The following is a 16,006-nucleotide window of genomic DNA, read 5'->3' on the forward strand; positions in this document are numbered from 1 at the left end:
GCTGGAATAGAAAAGGCCGGATCATATGACCCGGCCTTTTTCTATTCCAAGGGACTTTCCCCTCAGGAGGGGAAAGAGAACTGCGCCCCTTCCCGCACCCCGGCCGATGGCCAGCGCTGGGTCACGGTTTTGCGCTTGGTATAGAAGCGCACCGCATCCGGACCGTAGGCATGCAGATCACCAAACAATGAGCGCTTCCAGCCGCCAAAGCTGTGATAGGCCACCGGCACCGGCAGTGGCACGTTGATACCGACCATCCCCACCAGGATGTTGTCACTGAAATAGCGTGCCGCCTCACCGTCACGGGTAAAGATGCAGGTGCCGTTACCGTATTCATGATCATCAATCAGTTGCATGGCTTCCTGCATGCTGCTGACACGCATGACCAACAGCACCGGCCCAAAGATTTCTTCCTTATAGCAGGTCATGTCGGCGGTCACGTTGTCGATCAGCGTGCCACCGACATAGAACCCCTGGTCATAGCCTGCCACGGTCGGTTTGCGGCCATCCACCACTATCGTTGCGCCCTGCTGTTCGGCACTGTCGATATAGCCGATGACCTTTTCCTGGTGCGCCCGGGTGATGACCGGACCAAAATCATTGCTCTTGTCCGAGAAGGCACCCACCTTGAGGCTCTGCATCCGTTCGGTCATCTTGCTGATCAATGCATCTGCTGCTTCGTCCCCTACCGCCACGGCGACGGACAGGGCCATGCAGCGCTCTCCGGATGAGCCAAAGGCGGCGCCAACCAGGGCTGATACGGCGTTATCCATATCGGCATCCGGCATGATGATGGCGTGGTTCTTGGCACCGCCCAGCGCCTGGCAGCGTTTACCATTGGCGCTCGCCGTGGTGTAGATATGTTCGGCAATGGGCGTCGAGCCAACGAAGCTGACCGCCTGGATGCGCTTATCCGACAGCAGAGTATCCACTGCCTCCTTATCGCCATTGACCACGTTGAGCACACCCGACGGCAGACCGGCTTCATGCAACAGCTCAGCGATAAACAGCACCGATGAGGGATTACGCTCGGACGGCTTGAGCACAAAGGTGTTACCGCACACGATCGCCATGGGGTACATCCACAGCGGCACCATGGCCGGGAAGTTGAACGGGGTAATACCCGCCACCACACCCAGGGGCTGGAACTCGCTCCAGGAGTCGATCGCCGGACCGGCATTCTTGCTGTACTCGCCCTTCAACAGTTCGGGTGCACCACAGGCGTATTCGACGTTCTCAATCCCCCGCTGCAGCTCACCCATGGCGTCATGGGCAATCTTGCCGTGCTCTTCGCCGATCAGCCGGCAGATTTCATCGGCATTGCGTTCCAGCAACTCCTTGAAGCGAAACATGATCTTGGCACGCTTGAGCGGTGGGGTATTGCGCCATTCAGGGTAAGCGGCCTGGGCAGCAGCGATCGCGGCCTCGACGGTGGTTTTACTCGCCAGCGCCAGCTGCTTCGATACCTCACCCGTCGACGGATTGAAAATATCCTGGGTACGGCTGGATTGCGTATCAATAGTGCCATTGATCAAGTGTCCGATTGTCTTCATCGTCTGTTCTCTCTGCCTGTATTGTTAGCGGTATCAGTCAAGCTCGTTGATGGCGTCGCCAATGGCATTGACGACATTGTCGATCTCTTCACGTTCAACGATGAAGGGCATGCCCAATTGAATGGTGTCGCCGCCGTAGCGTACGTAGAAGCCTTTTTTCCAGCATTTCATGGCAATCTCGTAAGGGCGCCGCGCTGGCTCCCCGGGGTGGCTTTCTATCTGCAGAGCTCCAGCCATCCCGTAGTTGCGGATATCGGTGATGTAGCGGGTGCCTTTGAGGCCATGCAGGGCATTTTCGAATATCGGGCTCATTTCCCGAACCCGATCGACCAGGCGGTCATTCTGCAAGATATCCAGAGAGGCCAGCGCCGCGGCACAGGCTACCGGGTGGCCGGAATAGGTGTAGCCATGCGGTAGTTCGATCGCATAATCCGGCCCGCCCTGCTCCATGAAGGTCTGATAGATCTCGCGCTGTACAATCACCGCACCCATGGGCACAGCCCCGTTGGTGAGCTGCTTGGCCACGTTCATCATGTCCGGGATGACACCAAACTCTTCAGCGCCGGTATTGGAACCCACTCGGCCAAAGCCGGTAATCACCTCATCAAAGATCAGCAGAATCTCATGCTGGTCGCAGATCTCCCGCAGACGTTGCAGATAACCTACCGGCGGCGGTAATACGCCCGCTGAACCGGCCAACGGTTCGACAATGACCGCGGCGATATTCGAGGCATCATGCAGGGCAATCAGCTCCAGCAGATCCTCGGCACGCTCGACACCGCGCTCAGGCATGCCACGGCTGAACAGGTTCTCCTTGAGCAAGGTATGCGGCAGATGATCTGCATCGATACCCTGGCCGAACAGCATTCGGTTAGCACCGATGCCGCCGAGGCTGATGCCACCGAAGTTGACCCCGTGATAGCCCTTGGCCCGGCCAATCAGCTTGGTTTTGGTGGGCTTGCCTTTTTTGCGCCAATAGGCCCGGGCGATTTTCAGCGAGGTATCTGCCGCATCCGACCCGGAGTTGGTGTAAAACACATGGTCGAGGCCTTTCGGCGTCAGCTGGGTGATCCGCTCGGCCAGCTCAAAGGCCTTGGGATGGCCAAACTGGAAAGCGGGGGCATAGTCCAGTTCACGCAATTGCCTGGCAACCGCTTCGGCAATTTCCGGACGGTTATGTCCGGCGCCACAGCACCAGAGACCAGAAAGACCGTCGAATACCCTGCGGCCATCGGCATCGATGTAGTAACTGCCTTCGGCTCCGACGATCACGCGCGGGTCCGCTTTGAACTGGCGGTTGGCGGAATAGGGAAGCCAGTATGCATCAAGCTGCTCGGGGGTCAGTCCGGCATGACGCTGGGTATTGAGATCAGACATAACATCACCCTTCATGTAGGTTGTTCGTGCAGTCAGTCTCTCCAGTCCCAATTTAAAGTAAAACCCAAACTTACTTATCTTCATGCAATCGATTACTTAACTTACATGGCGCCCTCCGCTATCCTGCCAAACAGCGGTTATCGAGGAAAAAACAAGATGAAAGCCCGTAAACTGGCATTGCCTGGCCAAATCAGTGATACCGACCTGCGCTTGCTGCGTATTTTTCGCAAGGTGGTTGAGTGCGGGGGGTTTTCCGCAGCCGAGGTCGAGCTGAATATCAGCCGAGCGGCGATCAGCATCGCCATGAATGAGCTGGAAGGTCGTCTTGCACTGCGTCTTTGCCAACGGGGTCGCAGCGGCTTTTCCCTGACCCAGGAAGGCGGTGAGGTCTACCAAGCCACCCTGCAGATGCTGGCGGCTATCGAGGGCTTCCGAACCCACGTGAACAGTTTGCACGATCACCTGAAGGGCGAGCTCAACATCGGTATTACCGACAGCCTGGTTACCATGCCGCAGATGTTGATCACCCAGGCGCTGGGCGCGCTGAAGGATCGCGGCCCGGAGGTGCAGATCAACATCCGGATGATTCCGCCCAATGATATCGAGCTGGGTGTACTGGATGGCCGTCTGCATGTGGGCATCATCCCAGCCTTGAAATCCCTGCCGGGGTTGCATTATCGCCCGCTGTACGAAGAGGTCTCGCAACTGTATTGCAGCGCCACCCACCCGCTGTACCAGCACCCGGCATCGGAGCCGATAACGCTCAGCGGCTGGGATGCGGTCCTGCCAGCCTATGCGCAAACCCCGGAAATCAAAGCACTGCACGAGCCACTCAAGGCTGCGGCCTCGGCAACGGACCGCGAAGGAATCGCTTTTCTTATCCTGACCGGCCGCTATATCGGTTATCTACCCACCCATTACGCCGAACGCTGGGTGCGCGACGAAGCCATGCGGGCGATCGACCCGCTAGCCAACCGGTACGTCACCCATTACAGCGCCATTACTCGCAAAGCCGCTCCGCCTAACCTGGTACTTGAGAGCTATCTGGAAGAGCTCGATCGACTGCCCTGATAGTTGCCAAATGACAGCAGTCCAGACGGGCTAGGAGCAATCATACGGTCCAGAAAAATCCCGCCTACTAGATGGAAGAATTATTTTACCTTTTGGAAAAAAAAGACTTGACCCCCTCAAATCTTGATTGTAGGTTTGCAAACAACAGCCTTAACAGGGTTGATGATGTTGTTATAAATTCAAAAAAGAAGATGGCAATAAGCGTGAAACAATAACCAGAAGGCGCTTACATTTTTTTTGGAAATGGGTGCCCATTCGTTGTACTAGCATTCGACTTGAATATCTCGATGAGAGAGCACTGATAAGAGGATGAAAACATGTGCAGCTACATCCCCAGGTCCCATTTGATCCCGCTTCCAGACAACCCGGCTTGAGAGAAAGCGAGAACTGACAACTCTCATATATCCGGGCAGCACTTAATATATTTCAGTGACATACATATAGCGTACGCTGCTGATGCAGCGTGCTCATTACGGCTATTTGTCGCTCGGCACAGACCAAGAGTTTGAATAACACAATATCCTGTATGGCGCGGGATACAGACGTGCTTAATAAAAACAATAGATTCGAGGCACAATGCAATGCACACTCAAGCTGATTCACTTCAGTACGATATCTCTGCGAGCAGCAGCCCCAGCGCAGACCTGTGGAATGAAGACCTGGCTCCCGCCAGAGCAGAAGACAAGACCTGGACCTGGCAGAGCATCTCGGGGCTCTGGGTCGGCATGGTGGTCTGTGTTCCAACCTACATGATGGCCGCAGGACTGGTAGCCGAAGGCATGTCCTGGTGGCAAGCGATCCTGACAGTTCTACTCGGCAATATTATTGTATTGGTACCCATGATTGCCATTGGCCATGCGGGTACCAAGCATGGCATTCCTTTCCCGGTGCTGCTGCGCTCTTCTTTCGGCACCGCAGGTGCCAAGTTGCCAGCCATGTTGCGGGGGTTGGTTGCCTGCGGGTGGTTTGGTATCCAGACCTGGGTGGGCGGCTCGGCAATTTATATCATCGTCAACATCATGACCGATAATGCCATCGCCGGTAGCGTGATCGGATTTCTCGGTATCGACATGGGGCAGTTGGTCTGTTTCCTGCTGTTCTGGGCCATGCATGTGGTCTTCATTGCCTATGGCACTGAATCCATCCGCTGGCTGGAAACCTACGCCGCGCCTTTTCTGATCGCCATGGGCCTCGCCTTGCTGGGCTGGGCTTATATCAAGGCAGGCGGTTTTGGTGAAATGCTCTCGACGCCCTCTCAGTTTATTGCCGGCGGCGCCCGGGAAGGACAATTCTGGTCCGTGTTCTGGCCAGGACTGACGGCGATGGTAGGTTACTGGGCCACGCTGGCGCTCAATATTCCTGACTTCACCCGCTTTGCCCGCAGCCAGAAGGACCAGTTTGTCGGCCAGGCCCTGGGGTTACCCTTGCCCATGGCACTCTTTGCCTTTATCGGCGTAGCCGTTACCTCGGCAACCGTAGTGATTTATGGCAGGGCCATCTGGGATCCCGTTGAGCTGACCAGTCAGATGGGTGGTGTCGCGGTGGTCATCGCATTGATCGCGCTGATCCTGGCAACCCTGACCACTAATCTGGCTGCCAATGTCGTGGCCCCCGCTAACGGTTTTTCCAATCTCAGCCCCAGCAAGATCTCCTTCAAGATGGGCGGGTACCTGACCGCGGGTATCGGTATTGCGATCATGCCATGGAAGCTACTGGAGTCGACCAGTGCCTATATCTTCACCTGGCTGATTGGCTACTCGGCACTGCTCGGTCCGGTCGCCGGTATCATGGTTGCCGACTACTTCGTTATTCGCAAAACCCGGCTGAATCACCATGCGCTCTTCCGCAATGACGGGGAGTACAGCTATCGCAATGGTTGGAACCCGGTAGCCCTGATCGCCTTGGTGATAGGGGTGTTACCCAACCTGCCGGGTTTTCTGCATGTCGCCGGCTTTGTCGATAGCGTGCCCACAGTATTCCAGGAAATTTACACCTATGCCTGGTTTGTCGGCCTGGCGATTGCTGCCGGTGTCTACCTGCTCCTCATGCACAACAGTATGAAAACACCAGAGTGAACTCGGTTACCTATAGGGCCGGCAAGCAGTTGCCCGTGCCGGCTCGCCAAGACCTGTAAGGAGAACCAGAAATGTCCGTACTCATCAAGAACGGCACTGTGGTCACTGCCGACAAGACGTATCGAGCCGACGTGTATTGTGACGGCGGAAAAATTGTTGCAATCGGGAAGAATCTGGATGTTCCCGCTACGGCGGAGGTAATAGATGCGGGCGGCCAGTATGTGATGCCGGGCGGCATTGATCCCCATACTCATATGCAACTTCCGTTCATGGGCACTGTCGCCAGCGACGATTTCTATACCGGTACTGCCGCAGGGCTGGCCGGCGGCACCACCAGCATCATCGACTTCGTCATTCCCTCGCCCCAACAGTCTCTGCTCGATGCGTTCCATCAATGGCGTGACTGGGCCGCCAAAGCGGCGGCAGATTATACCTTCCATGTCGCCATCACCTGGTGGGACGAGTCGGTACATGAGGAAATGGGAGTGCTGGTGCGCGAGCATGGCGTCAACAGCTTCAAGCATTTCATGGCATACAAGAACGCGATCATGGCGGACGATGAAACCCTGGTGAAAAGTTTCCGCCGCTCTGTCGAACTCGGTGCGATGCCGACCGTTCATGCGGAAAATGGCGAGCTGGTCTTTCAACTGCAACAGGAGTTGCTCGCCAAGGGCATGACCGGCCCCGAAGCGCACCCGCTCTCCCGCCCGCCCGTGGTAGAAGCCGAAGCAGCCAACCGGGCTATCCATATCGCCCAGGCAATGAATGTGCCTATCTATATCGTGCATGTGTCCTGCAAGGAGTCCCTGGAAGCCATTACCCGTGCTCGCAACAATGGAAACCGCGTTTACGGCGAGGTACTGGCCGGCCATCTGGTAATCGATGACAGCGTTTATCGACACCCTGACTTTGCATTTGCCGCAGCTCACGTCATGAGTCCGCCATTTCGTGCAAAGGAACATCAGGATGCGCTCTGGCAAGGTCTGCGCGGCGGTAACTTGCACACCACAGCGACCGATCACTGTTGTTTCTGCGCTGACCAGAAAGCCGCTGGCAAGGATGACTTCACCCTTATTCCCAACGGCACCGCCGGAATCGAGGACCGCATGGCGATCATGTGGGATGAAGGCGTCAACAAGGGTCGCCTGACCATGAACGAGTTTGTCGCGGTAACCTCGACCAATACTGCCAAGCTGTTCAACATGTATCCGCGCAAAGGTTCTGTCTCCGTGGGGGCCGATGCGGATCTGGTGGTCTGGGACCCCACTGGCACGCGCACTATTTCCGCCAAGACCCACCATCAGAACATCGACTTCAATATCTTTGAAGGCCGCACGGTAACCGGCATACCAAGCCATACGCTGAGCCGTGGGAAGATCGTCTGGCGCGAGGGCGAATTGCTTGCCGTGGAGGGTGCCGGCCAGTACGTTCCCCGGCCCGCCTTTGGCCCGGTGTTCGATGCCATCGCCCGTGAGAACGAGTTGAATACACCGCAACCTGTAATACGTCGAGGCTAATGGCGTAGCCAAGCAGTCTCCTGCGCAGACGAGGAAAGGAAAGTGTGGATATATCTATGCATGGCGTTGGCGGCAGGGGCTGTCCTACCGTTGCAGGCGGGCCTGAATGCCCAGTTGGCATCGAGCGCAGGGCATGCCCTGTGGGCATCATGCGTCTCCTTCGCAGTCGGGCTACTGCTGCTGATTGTCGTGTGCATGGCCGTTCGCCTGCCCCGTCCAGCCTGGGACGATCTCGCCTCGGTGCCTTTCTGGCAATGGGGCGGAGGGGTTATGGGGGCCTTTTTTGTCAGCGCAATGGTCATGCTCAGCCCACGACTGGGCGCAGCCACCATGCTGGGGATGGTGCTGGTCGGACAAATGATTGCTGCAGCCTTGATTGATCATTTTGGCCTGGCGGGGTTTACCCCGCATGCACTCAGTCTCGGACGCGCTGCGGGCATTGCGTTGTTGATTACCGGAGGCATTCTCGTACGCCTGTATTAACGAGTATGCCCAAGCACCTGAAGTCGGACCAAGTAAAATAAAAACAATATCCTGGAGTAGAACATGAAAAGAATAACCAGCTGTTCGCTTGCGCTCATGACTGGCGGACTGGCTGCCAGCTCTGTATGCGCTGGCGAGCTTATCCAATGGCACACCAACAGCCTGACCTATCTCTACGGCAAGAACTTCAAGGTAGACCCACCTATCCAGCAAACCTTCACATTTGAACATGCCAGTGCCTGGAGCGTAGGTGACCTGTTCCTGTTTATCGATCAGATCAACTTCAACGGCAAGGGTGCCAATGACGGTGACGATAACCGGACCCATTACGGTGAATTTTCCCCTCGCCTGTCTTTTGGCAAGATCAGTGGGGCCAATATCGCCTTCGGCCCTGTTACCGATATATTGGTCTCGATGACCTATGAGTTTGGCAAGGGAGATACCGAAGCCTATCTGATCGGCCCGGCCATCGATCTGGCAATACCGGGATTTGACTTCTTCCAACTCAATACCTATCTGCGCAAAACCGATGGTGGCCGGCCAGGTGATAATGTCTGGCAGATAACCCCTGCCTGGAGCTATACCATCCCGGTGGGCCGGTCCGACCTGGTGATTGATGGCTACATCGACTGGGTTGTGGACAACGACAAGAACAGCCGCGGCGAATATCACGCCAACGTACATATCAACCCGCAGATCAAATACGACATGGGCAAGGCGCTGGGCTGGAGGGAAAAGGTGTATATCGGCATCGAGTACGACTACTGGAAGAACAAGTTCGGTATCAAAGATGGTGGTTACGTCAGCGAGCAGTTTGTCGGAACAACTGATCAGAATACCGCCAGCCTGCTATTGAAGGCGCACTTCTAGGCAGCAAACTCAGAGGAGCGTTTTTTCGGCTCAGGTCGTCACATCAAGGTGCTGGTACCTTAGACTCGTGTTGATCGATTCCAGCCAGACGCTTCCGATACACGCCTATAAGGAGTAGCACCATGATTGACCTGCTGATTCGCCAGGTGAACCTGCCATGCGGCAGACGCAACGTTGATATTGCCATCCATGAAGGCAGAATCCTGGAGGTGGGGCCCAATATAAAAGCCGAAGCCCACCAGGTTTTATCTCACCCTGGCTGCTTGGTAACCCCTCCGTTTGTGGATAGCCATTTCCACATGGACTCTACCTTGAGTGTCGGTCAGCCGAGATTGAACGATAGCGGCACGCTGTTGGAGGGAATCAGTGTCTGGAACGAACTGAAACCGGATTTGACGGTAGAGGCCATCAAAAAGCGCGCCATAGAACTCTGTCACTGGTCTATCGCGCGCGGCACATTGGCCATCCGTAGCCATGTCGATGTCTGTGACGACCGGCTGCTAGCCGTGCAAGCGCTATTGGAAGTTCGCAAGGAAATGCAGGCGTTTATCGACCTGCAATTGGTCGCGTTCCCCCAAGACGGCTATTACCGCTCAGCCACCGGTAAACAGAATCTTCTGCGCGCTCTGGATATGGGCGTGGATGTCGTCGGAGGTATTCCACATTTTGAACGCACACGCGCCTCTGGTGACCGGTCGGTGACCGCCCTGTGTGAGCTGGCCGCCGATCGAGGCTTGCGCGTTGATATGCACTGCGATGAAAACGACGACCCGCTCTCACAGCACATAGAAACCCTCGCATACGAGACCCACCGCCTGGGCATGCAAGGCCGGGTCACTGGCTCACATCTGACCTCGATGCACTCCATGGATAATTTCCATGCCAGCAAGTTGCTGCCTTTAATCCGTGAAGCTGGTGTACATGTGGTAGCCAACCCACTGATCAACATCACTCTGCAAGGTCGTCAGGATAACTATCCCAAACGCCGAGGAATGACTCGGGTCAAGGAGATGCTGAATGCGGGTATCAACGTCGCATTCGGGCACGATTGTGTCATGGACCCCTGGTACAGCATGGGCTCCCACGACATGCTTGAAGTCGCTCACATGGGGCTTCATGTGGGTCACATGACCGGCGTGGACGAAATGCGACAGGCTTTTTCTGCCGTCACCTATAACGGCGCTCACGCATTGGGGCTGGAAGGTTACGGCCTCAATCCGGGAGACAATGCCGACCTGGTCATTCTTCAGGCCAGCACTCCTATCGACGCGCTGAGATTACGCGCTGCACGCCTTGAAGTGATCAGACGTGGCAAGGTGTTAGCCAGAACCAGCGCTTCTCTACCTCAGCTATTGATCACCCCAGCACCCACACCAGTCAGTTTCAGTCGTGATCTCATGTAAGCATCCAGAATAAAGAGGACGCCCCATGTCTAATAATAATGACCGCAACACAAGCGGCGAAGATTACTCGTTAACCCCTGTGCCGGAGCAATCTCGGCGCGGGCTGATATCCATGTCGGCAGTAATGCTGGGCTTTACACTCTTTGCCGCCAGCATGTGGACCGGTGGCAAGCTCGGCGAAGGCTTCAGACTCTGGCCTGATCTGATCGTCGTGGTCTTGGCGGGCAATCTGATTCTGGGCGTGTATGGAGCGTTGCTTGGCTATGCCGCCGCCAAAACCAATATTTCGACGCACCTGCTGGCCCAGTACTCATTTGGCCGGGTGGGCTCCAAGCTGCCATCCTTGATGCTGGCGGTGACCCAGGTAGGCTGGTTCGGCGTTGGCGTGGCCATGCTGGCCTATCCCGTCAATACCTTTCTGGGCATTCCCACCTACATGCTGATCATCCTTGGCGGGCTGGCGATGATCTACACCGTCACCATTGGCATCAAGGCACTTGAGTGGCTGAACTTCATTGCCGTGCCAGCCATTCTTCTGCTTGGTTTCGCTTCGCTGGGCAAGGCGATCGTCGATACCGAAGGGGGGTTAGCCACCCTCATGGAAGTGCCCCCTGCCGCTTCGATGGACATTTCCGTGGGTATTGCATTGGCAGTGGGCTCTTTCATCAGTGGCGCCACCCTGACACCCGACTTCGTGCGCTTTGCGAAAAACCGGCAGATCGGTATCTGGGCCACCATTATCGGCTTCACTTTTGGTAACAGCCTGATGTTCATCTTCGGCGCTATCGGTGCTATCGCCACTGGCTACGCTGATATTTCTGAAGTACTGGCTTTCCAAGGGCTCCTCGGCGCGGGCATTGTGTTGCTTGTACTGAATATCTGGACCACCAATAATAACGCGTTATATGCCTCCAGCCTCGGACTGGCCAATATAACCGGGATAAAACGCGTACATCTGGTCTGGGCCGCAGGCATTATCGGTACACTACTGGCTGAAACGCTCTACAATAATTTTGTCGGTTGGCTGACCTTTCTCAGCATTGCGCTACCGCCCATTGGCGGCATTATCATCAGCGACTTCTATCTGCGTTATAAAACCCGCTATCCCGCTTTTATTGGGCATAGCTTCAAAGAGATCAACTGGGCGGCCCTGGTTGCCTGGGCAATGGCTATTATCGCATCGCTTGCTTCACCAGAAAGCGGCATCCTCAGTGTCGCCCCATTGAATGCCATCGTGGTTGCCATCCTGGTCCACAGCATTGCCAGCAAACTGCTGTACCAATCGGTTCCTGCGACCACTTGAACGGGATGAGCCGCCACCGAGGCGGCCCATGCAGGTTTGACCTCGCACTCAATTGTAATAAGATAACATCAGCTTATCTGAACAAGGATCTTCCGAATGTCGCGTCTCGCTCCCTTCGCGCTCGCGCTGAGCGGTATCGTCAGCCTCGCTGCGCACGCCCATGATCATCACGGACATGCCCATGGCTCGCACAACCCTGCGGCCCATCAGCACGGTGTCGGCAACCTGGACATCGTGCTCGACGGCCAGCAGTTGCAGCTCGAACTGACCAGCCCGGCGGATGACCTGCTCGGTTTCGAACATGCACCACGCACTCAGGCGCAGCGTGACCAGCTCGCCAATCTGCAGGACACCCTGCGCCAGCCGGACAAGCTGTTTGCCCTGCCCGCGGCGGCGCAATGCAGCCTGGACTCAGTGCAGCTGCACAGCCCGCTGTTTGCCCTGGCGGACCATTCCGGCGATGATGACCATGACCATGACCATGACCATGACCATGACCATGACCATGACCATGACCACAGTGAGCATGCGCACGCCGATATCAGCGCGCAATACAGTTATTCCTGCGCCACCCCGGCCCGGCTGGAATCCATGGAAGTGATGCTGTTCGGCCTGTTCCCGGGCAGCGAGAAACTGATCCTGCAGGCGATCACCCCACGCGGCCAACAGGGCGGCGAGCTGACCGCCACCAGCAATCGCGTGCGCTTCTGACCATTCACCAGCGGAACCCCTGATGGCTGAACCAGTAGTACAACTCGAACGGATCACCTTCGCCTGGCCCGGCCGTGCCACCTTGCTGGATATCGACAGTTTTACCCTGCAGGCGGGCGAGCGGGTGTTTCTCAAGGGCCCGTCCGGCAGCGGCAAGACCACCCTGCTGGGGCTGCTGGGCGGGGTGCAACTGCCGGCCAGCGGGCATATCCGCCTGCTCGGCGCAGACCTGGCCGGCATGTCCGGCTCGGCCCGCGACCATTTTCGCGCGGACCACACCGGCTATATCTTCCAGATGTTCAATCTGCTGCCATACCTGTCGATGCTGGAGAACATCATCCTGCCCTGCCACTTTTCCCGCCTGCGCCAGCAGCGCGCCTGCCAGCGCCATGGCAGCGTGCAGGCCGCCGCGTTGCACCTGCTCGGCCACCTGGGGCTGGATCAGCCACAGCTGCGCAACCAGCCGGTGACCGAACTGTCGATCGGCCAGCAGCAGCGCGTGGCCGCTGCCCGGGCGCTGATCGGCAGTCCCGAACTGGTGATCGCCGACGAGCCCACCTCGGCACTGGATGCCGATACCCGGGAAGCCTTCCTGCAACTGCTGTTCAGCGAATGCCGGGCGCTGGGCAGCAGTCTGCTGTTCGTCAGCCATGATGCGGCGCTGGAGCCGCTGTTCGATCGCAGCCTGTCGCTGCACCAGCTCAACCGTGCCAGCCGCGCGGAGGTGATCTGATGTACCTGTTGCGCCTGGCCTTTCGCAGCCTGCTCAACCGGCGCTACTCGGCGCTGCTGACGGTGCTGGCCATCGCCCTGAGCGTCACCCTGCTGCTCGGTGTGGAGAAGATCCGCAACGAGGCTCGCGCCAGCTTCGCCGGCACCATTTCCGGCACCGACCTGATCGTCGGCCCGCGCACCGGCTCGGTACAGTTGCTGCTGTATTCAGTGTTCCGCATCGGCAACGCCAGCAGCAACATGCGCTGGGACAGCTACCAGAGGATCATCGAGCACCCGCGGGTCGACTGGGCCATTCCGATCTCGCTGGGCGATTCGCACCGCGGGTTCAAGGTCATGGGCACCAACGGCGACTACTTCACGCACTTTCGCCATGGCCGCGACCGTGCACTGGTATTCGCCGAAGGCCATGCCTTCGACGATCTGTACGATGCGGTGATCGGCGCGGATATCGCCCGGGAACTGAACTACCAACTGGACAGCGAGCTGGTACTGGCGCACGGCACCGGTGCGGTGAGCTTCGTCGAGCATGCCGACAAGCCGTTCCGCGTCAGCGGCATCCTGGCCAAGACCGGCACGCCGGTGGACCGCACCATCCATATCAGCCTGCAGGGCATGGAGGCGCTGCATGTGGACTGGCAGCAGGGTATGCCGGCTCGTGGCGCCGCGCGTGTCGATGCAGAGCAGGCGCGCAGCCTGGACCTGACGCCCAGCACCATCACCGCCATGCTGCTCGGCCTGGACAGCCGCGTCGCCACCTTCGCTGTGCAGCGCGACATCAACCGCTTTACCGGCGAACCGCTGATGGCGGTATTGCCCGGGGTCGCCCTGCAGGAACTGTGGAGCCTGCTCGGGGTGGCGGAACAGGCGCTGTTCATCGTCTCGGTATTCGTCGTGCTGACCGGCTTGGTCGGCATGCTCACGGCGATCCTCGCCAGCCTCAACGAACGGCGCCGGGAGATGGCCATCCTGCGCTCGGTGGGCGCGCGCCCGCGGCATGTGTTCAGCCTGTTGCTGCTGGAGGCCGCCGGCCTGGCACTGGCGGGCATACTGCTGGGGCTGGGGCTGATGTATCTGGTGATGTGGCTGGCGCAGCCGCTGATCCTGTCACGCTACGGCCTGTTCATTCCGCTATCTGCACCCGGCCTGTGGGATTGGGGCCTGCTCGGTGCCATACTGCTGGCCGCCATCATCATGGGTTGCGTGCCGGCCTGGCGCGCCTATCGTCAATCGCTGATCGACGGACTGTCGATTCGCACCTGAACGGGACCGGACATGCGCACGGGTTCACGACTGCTGTTCACCGGCCTGTTGCTGCTCGCAGCGGCAACCGCTAACGCCGCGACGGAAATCTCCTGGGACGAGTTGCTGCCGCCAGAGCTACGCGAACTGCAGGAAACACCGCTGCCGATTCACGATCTGTCGCAGCTGGGTGATATGGATGCGGAACTGGGCGACCCGGCGGTGCAGATGGAGCCCGCAGCACCTGTGGTGCGGGAGCTGGATGGCAGGCAGGTCAAGCTGCCCGGCTATGTGGTGCCACTGGCCATTACCGATGCCATGGAGGTCGAGGAGTTTCTGCTGGTGCCCTACTTCGGCGCCTGCATCCACGTACCGCCGCCACCCTCCAACCAGATAGTGCATGTGCGCAGCAGCGGCGGAATCAAGCTGCGCGACCTGTACCAGCCGTTCTGGATCAGCGGAACGATTCAGGTCGAGCACATGGAGAACGAACTGGCCAACGCTGGCTATCGTATCGATGCGGCCAGCGTCGAGCCCTATATCTATTGAACGTGGGCGCTGATCAGCTGTTGTTCTCGATCACCGAGCGGGCATAACCCTCCCACTGCCGGATCAGCTGGCGTTGCTGGCTGCTCGCCCCATTTTCGGCGCGCTTGAGCGTCGCCAGCAGCTCCGACCAGTCACCCTCCTCCAGCTGGATGCCCGCCAGCCGCAGCCAGTGGTCGGCACGGTTGCTGCCATTGGCCAGTTCGGCCCAGGCCTGGCGGGCGCGACCGCGGTCACGCGCCAGCGTCCACAGCTGGGCCAGGCGCTCCCGGCGCGCTGCATCGCCCGGTAACAGTTGCTGAGCGATCAGTTCTTGCAGCAGGCGCGCCGCCTGCCACGGCGCACCGGCGTTGACCTGCAGCGCCACCAGGTTGTCCAGGTCGGTCTGACTCAGTCCGACACCGCCCTCATGGGCCAGGCGCAGGGTAGCCGCCGCCGCCCGCTGCTTGCCGGCCTGGCTCTGCAGACCAGCCAGTTGCCGCCAGTTCTCGCTCTTCTGCGGATGGCGCCGGAGCAGCACCTTCTGCCATTGGCTGGCGCGCTCGTACTGGCCCTGCTGATAGCTCATGCCAACCAGCAGCTGGTACCAGATATCGTCTGCCCGGCCGTCAGCCCGCACCACCTGCTCAGCCAGAGGAACGGCTTTGGCATAGTCGCGCGTCTGGCTGTAGCACTGCACCAGCAACTGCTTCTGTTCCAGGTTCAGCGCCGCATTGCGCTGTTCACGCTCCAGCATCACGGCAGCCTCCCGATAGCGTCCATCGACTGCCAGCAGTTGGGCCAGGTTCAGGCGGTCCTGGCGTGCCGCCTTGTCGTCCAGCTTATCGTGCGCCAGCGCCTTGCTCAGCCAGTCGATCGCCTGCTCGTTCTGCCCGGCGCTGATCGCCAGGTAGCCGAGCCGCTGCTGGATCAGCGCCAGCTCCAGACTACCGGCCCTGGCACTCTCCAGGGCTTTGTTCAACGCAGTACGTGCCTGCCCGAAATCACCTTGTTCCTGTGCCTTCTGCGCCGTGCTCAAGGCCATGAACACCATAGGGTCGATGGCCTGCTGGGCAAGCACCAGGCTGGGCGTCAACAAAGCCAGGCACAGCACCGTTCTACGGAAAAGTTTGGCGGTTCCCAT

General features: G+C 58.4%; 14 protein-coding genes. 11 read left to right on the top strand and 3 right to left on the bottom strand.

All coding sequences use genetic code 11. The features are described from left to right. Positions 1 to 62: 62 nt before the first annotated feature. On the bottom strand, positions 63 to 1,553 hold the full coding sequence (locus H6X51_RS10000; protein ID WP_185267402.1) for a CoA-acylating methylmalonate-semialdehyde dehydrogenase: 1,491 nt from the start codon (positions 1,551 to 1,553) through the stop codon (positions 63 to 65). A 33-nt stretch (positions 1,554 to 1,586) separates the two neighbouring features. Further along, positions 1,587 to 2,930 carry an aspartate aminotransferase family protein gene (locus H6X51_RS10005; protein WP_185267403.1) on the bottom strand — a complete coding sequence of 448 codons (1,344 nt, stop codon included), beginning with the start codon at positions 2,928 to 2,930 and terminating at the stop codon, positions 1,587 to 1,589. A 156-nt stretch (positions 2,931 to 3,086) separates the two neighbouring features. Between H6X51_RS10005 and H6X51_RS10010 the strand changes: the two genes are divergently transcribed. The 11 genes from H6X51_RS10010 (at position 3,087) to H6X51_RS10060 (ending at position 14,886) form a co-directional block, all read left to right on the top strand. Continuing rightward, the gene (locus H6X51_RS10010) at positions 3,087 to 4,001 is read left to right on the top strand and encodes a LysR family transcriptional regulator (RefSeq protein ID WP_185267404.1); all 915 of its coding nucleotides are present in this window, start codon (positions 3,087 to 3,089) and stop codon (positions 3,999 to 4,001) included. A 581-nt stretch (positions 4,002 to 4,582) separates the two neighbouring features. Continuing rightward, positions 4,583 to 6,076, top strand: a complete 1,494-nt coding sequence (locus H6X51_RS10015; protein WP_185267405.1) for an NCS1 family nucleobase:cation symporter-1 — start codon at positions 4,583 to 4,585, stop codon at positions 6,074 to 6,076. 71 nt (positions 6,077 to 6,147) lie between these two features. Further along, complete coding sequence (gene hydA, locus H6X51_RS10020) at positions 6,148 to 7,593, top strand: dihydropyrimidinase (protein ID WP_185267406.1); 1,446 nt, start codon at positions 6,148 to 6,150, stop codon at positions 7,591 to 7,593. Between the two features lie 60 nt (positions 7,594 to 7,653). Then, the gene (locus H6X51_RS10025; protein ID WP_185267407.1) at positions 7,654 to 8,076 is read left to right on the top strand and encodes a DMT family transporter; all 423 of its coding nucleotides are present in this window, start codon (positions 7,654 to 7,656) and stop codon (positions 8,074 to 8,076) included. A gap of 63 nt (positions 8,077 to 8,139) precedes the next feature. Next, entirely contained in the window at positions 8,140 to 8,946 is an 807-nt protein-coding gene (locus H6X51_RS10030) for an outer membrane protein OmpK (protein ID WP_185267408.1), read from the top strand. Positions 8,947 to 9,068: 122 nt separating this feature from the next. Then, positions 9,069 to 10,349 carry an amidohydrolase family protein gene (locus H6X51_RS10035; protein WP_185267409.1) on the top strand — a complete coding sequence of 427 codons (1,281 nt, stop codon included), beginning with the start codon at positions 9,069 to 9,071 and terminating at the stop codon, positions 10,347 to 10,349. A gap of 25 nt (positions 10,350 to 10,374) precedes the next feature. Next, positions 10,375 to 11,652 (top strand): cytosine permease, encoded by a 1,278-nt coding sequence (gene codB, locus H6X51_RS10040; protein WP_185267410.1) that lies wholly within the window; start codon positions 10,375 to 10,377, stop codon positions 11,650 to 11,652. A 96-nt stretch (positions 11,653 to 11,748) separates the two neighbouring features. Beyond that, positions 11,749 to 12,363 (top strand): DUF2796 domain-containing protein, encoded by a 615-nt coding sequence (locus H6X51_RS10045; RefSeq protein WP_185267411.1) that lies wholly within the window; start codon positions 11,749 to 11,751, stop codon positions 12,361 to 12,363. Between the two features lie 22 nt (positions 12,364 to 12,385). Continuing rightward, complete coding sequence (locus H6X51_RS10050) at positions 12,386 to 13,096, top strand: ATP-binding cassette domain-containing protein (protein WP_185267412.1); 711 nt, start codon at positions 12,386 to 12,388, stop codon at positions 13,094 to 13,096. Beyond that, positions 13,096 to 14,358 (top strand): ABC transporter permease, encoded by a 1,263-nt coding sequence (locus tag H6X51_RS10055; RefSeq protein ID WP_185267413.1) that lies wholly within the window; start codon positions 13,096 to 13,098, stop codon positions 14,356 to 14,358. Before H6X51_RS10050 ends, H6X51_RS10055 begins: the two co-directional genes overlap by 1 nt. Positions 14,359 to 14,370: 12 nt before the next feature. Then, positions 14,371 to 14,886 (top strand): DUF3299 domain-containing protein, encoded by a 516-nt coding sequence (locus H6X51_RS10060; RefSeq protein WP_185267414.1) that lies wholly within the window; start codon positions 14,371 to 14,373, stop codon positions 14,884 to 14,886. A gap of 13 nt (positions 14,887 to 14,899) precedes the next feature. On the opposite strand, the gene H6X51_RS10065 is transcribed toward H6X51_RS10060, so the two are convergent. Next, entirely contained in the window at positions 14,900 to 16,006 is a 1,107-nt protein-coding gene (locus H6X51_RS10065; protein ID WP_185267415.1) for a tetratricopeptide repeat protein, read from the bottom strand.

It is taken from the genome of Halopseudomonas xiamenensis (assembly GCF_014219065.1).
Taxonomy (GTDB): Bacteria; Pseudomonadota; Gammaproteobacteria; order Pseudomonadales; family Pseudomonadaceae; genus Halopseudomonas; species Halopseudomonas xiamenensis.

Bases quoted from the DNA above. Each gene is read 5' to 3' on its own strand.
- H6X51_RS10000 (WP_185267402.1), bottom strand. From the start codon at position 1,553: ATGAAGACAATCGGACACTTGATCAATGGCACTATTGATACGCAATCC.
- H6X51_RS10005 (WP_185267403.1), bottom strand. From the start codon at position 2,930: ATGTCTGATCTCAATACCCAGCGTCATGCCGGACTGACCCCCGAGCAG.
- H6X51_RS10010 (WP_185267404.1), top strand. From the start codon at position 3,087: ATGAAAGCCCGTAAACTGGCATTGCCTGGCCAAATCAGTGATACCGAC.
- H6X51_RS10015 (WP_185267405.1), top strand. From the start codon at position 4,583: ATGCACACTCAAGCTGATTCACTTCAGTACGATATCTCTGCGAGCAGC.
- hydA (WP_185267406.1), top strand. From the start codon at position 6,148: ATGTCCGTACTCATCAAGAACGGCACTGTGGTCACTGCCGACAAGACG.
- H6X51_RS10025 (WP_185267407.1), top strand. From the start codon at position 7,654: ATGGCGTTGGCGGCAGGGGCTGTCCTACCGTTGCAGGCGGGCCTGAAT.
- H6X51_RS10030 (WP_185267408.1), top strand. From the start codon at position 8,140: ATGAAAAGAATAACCAGCTGTTCGCTTGCGCTCATGACTGGCGGACTG.
- H6X51_RS10035 (WP_185267409.1), top strand. From the start codon at position 9,069: ATGATTGACCTGCTGATTCGCCAGGTGAACCTGCCATGCGGCAGACGC.
- codB (WP_185267410.1), top strand. From the start codon at position 10,375: ATGTCTAATAATAATGACCGCAACACAAGCGGCGAAGATTACTCGTTA.
- H6X51_RS10045 (WP_185267411.1), top strand. From the start codon at position 11,749: ATGTCGCGTCTCGCTCCCTTCGCGCTCGCGCTGAGCGGTATCGTCAGC.
- H6X51_RS10050 (WP_185267412.1), top strand. From the start codon at position 12,386: ATGGCTGAACCAGTAGTACAACTCGAACGGATCACCTTCGCCTGGCCC.
- H6X51_RS10055 (WP_185267413.1), top strand. From the start codon at position 13,096: ATGTACCTGTTGCGCCTGGCCTTTCGCAGCCTGCTCAACCGGCGCTAC.
- H6X51_RS10060 (WP_185267414.1), top strand. From the start codon at position 14,371: ATGCGCACGGGTTCACGACTGCTGTTCACCGGCCTGTTGCTGCTCGCA.
- H6X51_RS10065 (WP_185267415.1), bottom strand. From the start codon at position 16,006: ATGGGAACCGCCAAACTTTTCCGTAGAACGGTGCTGTGCCTGGCTTTG.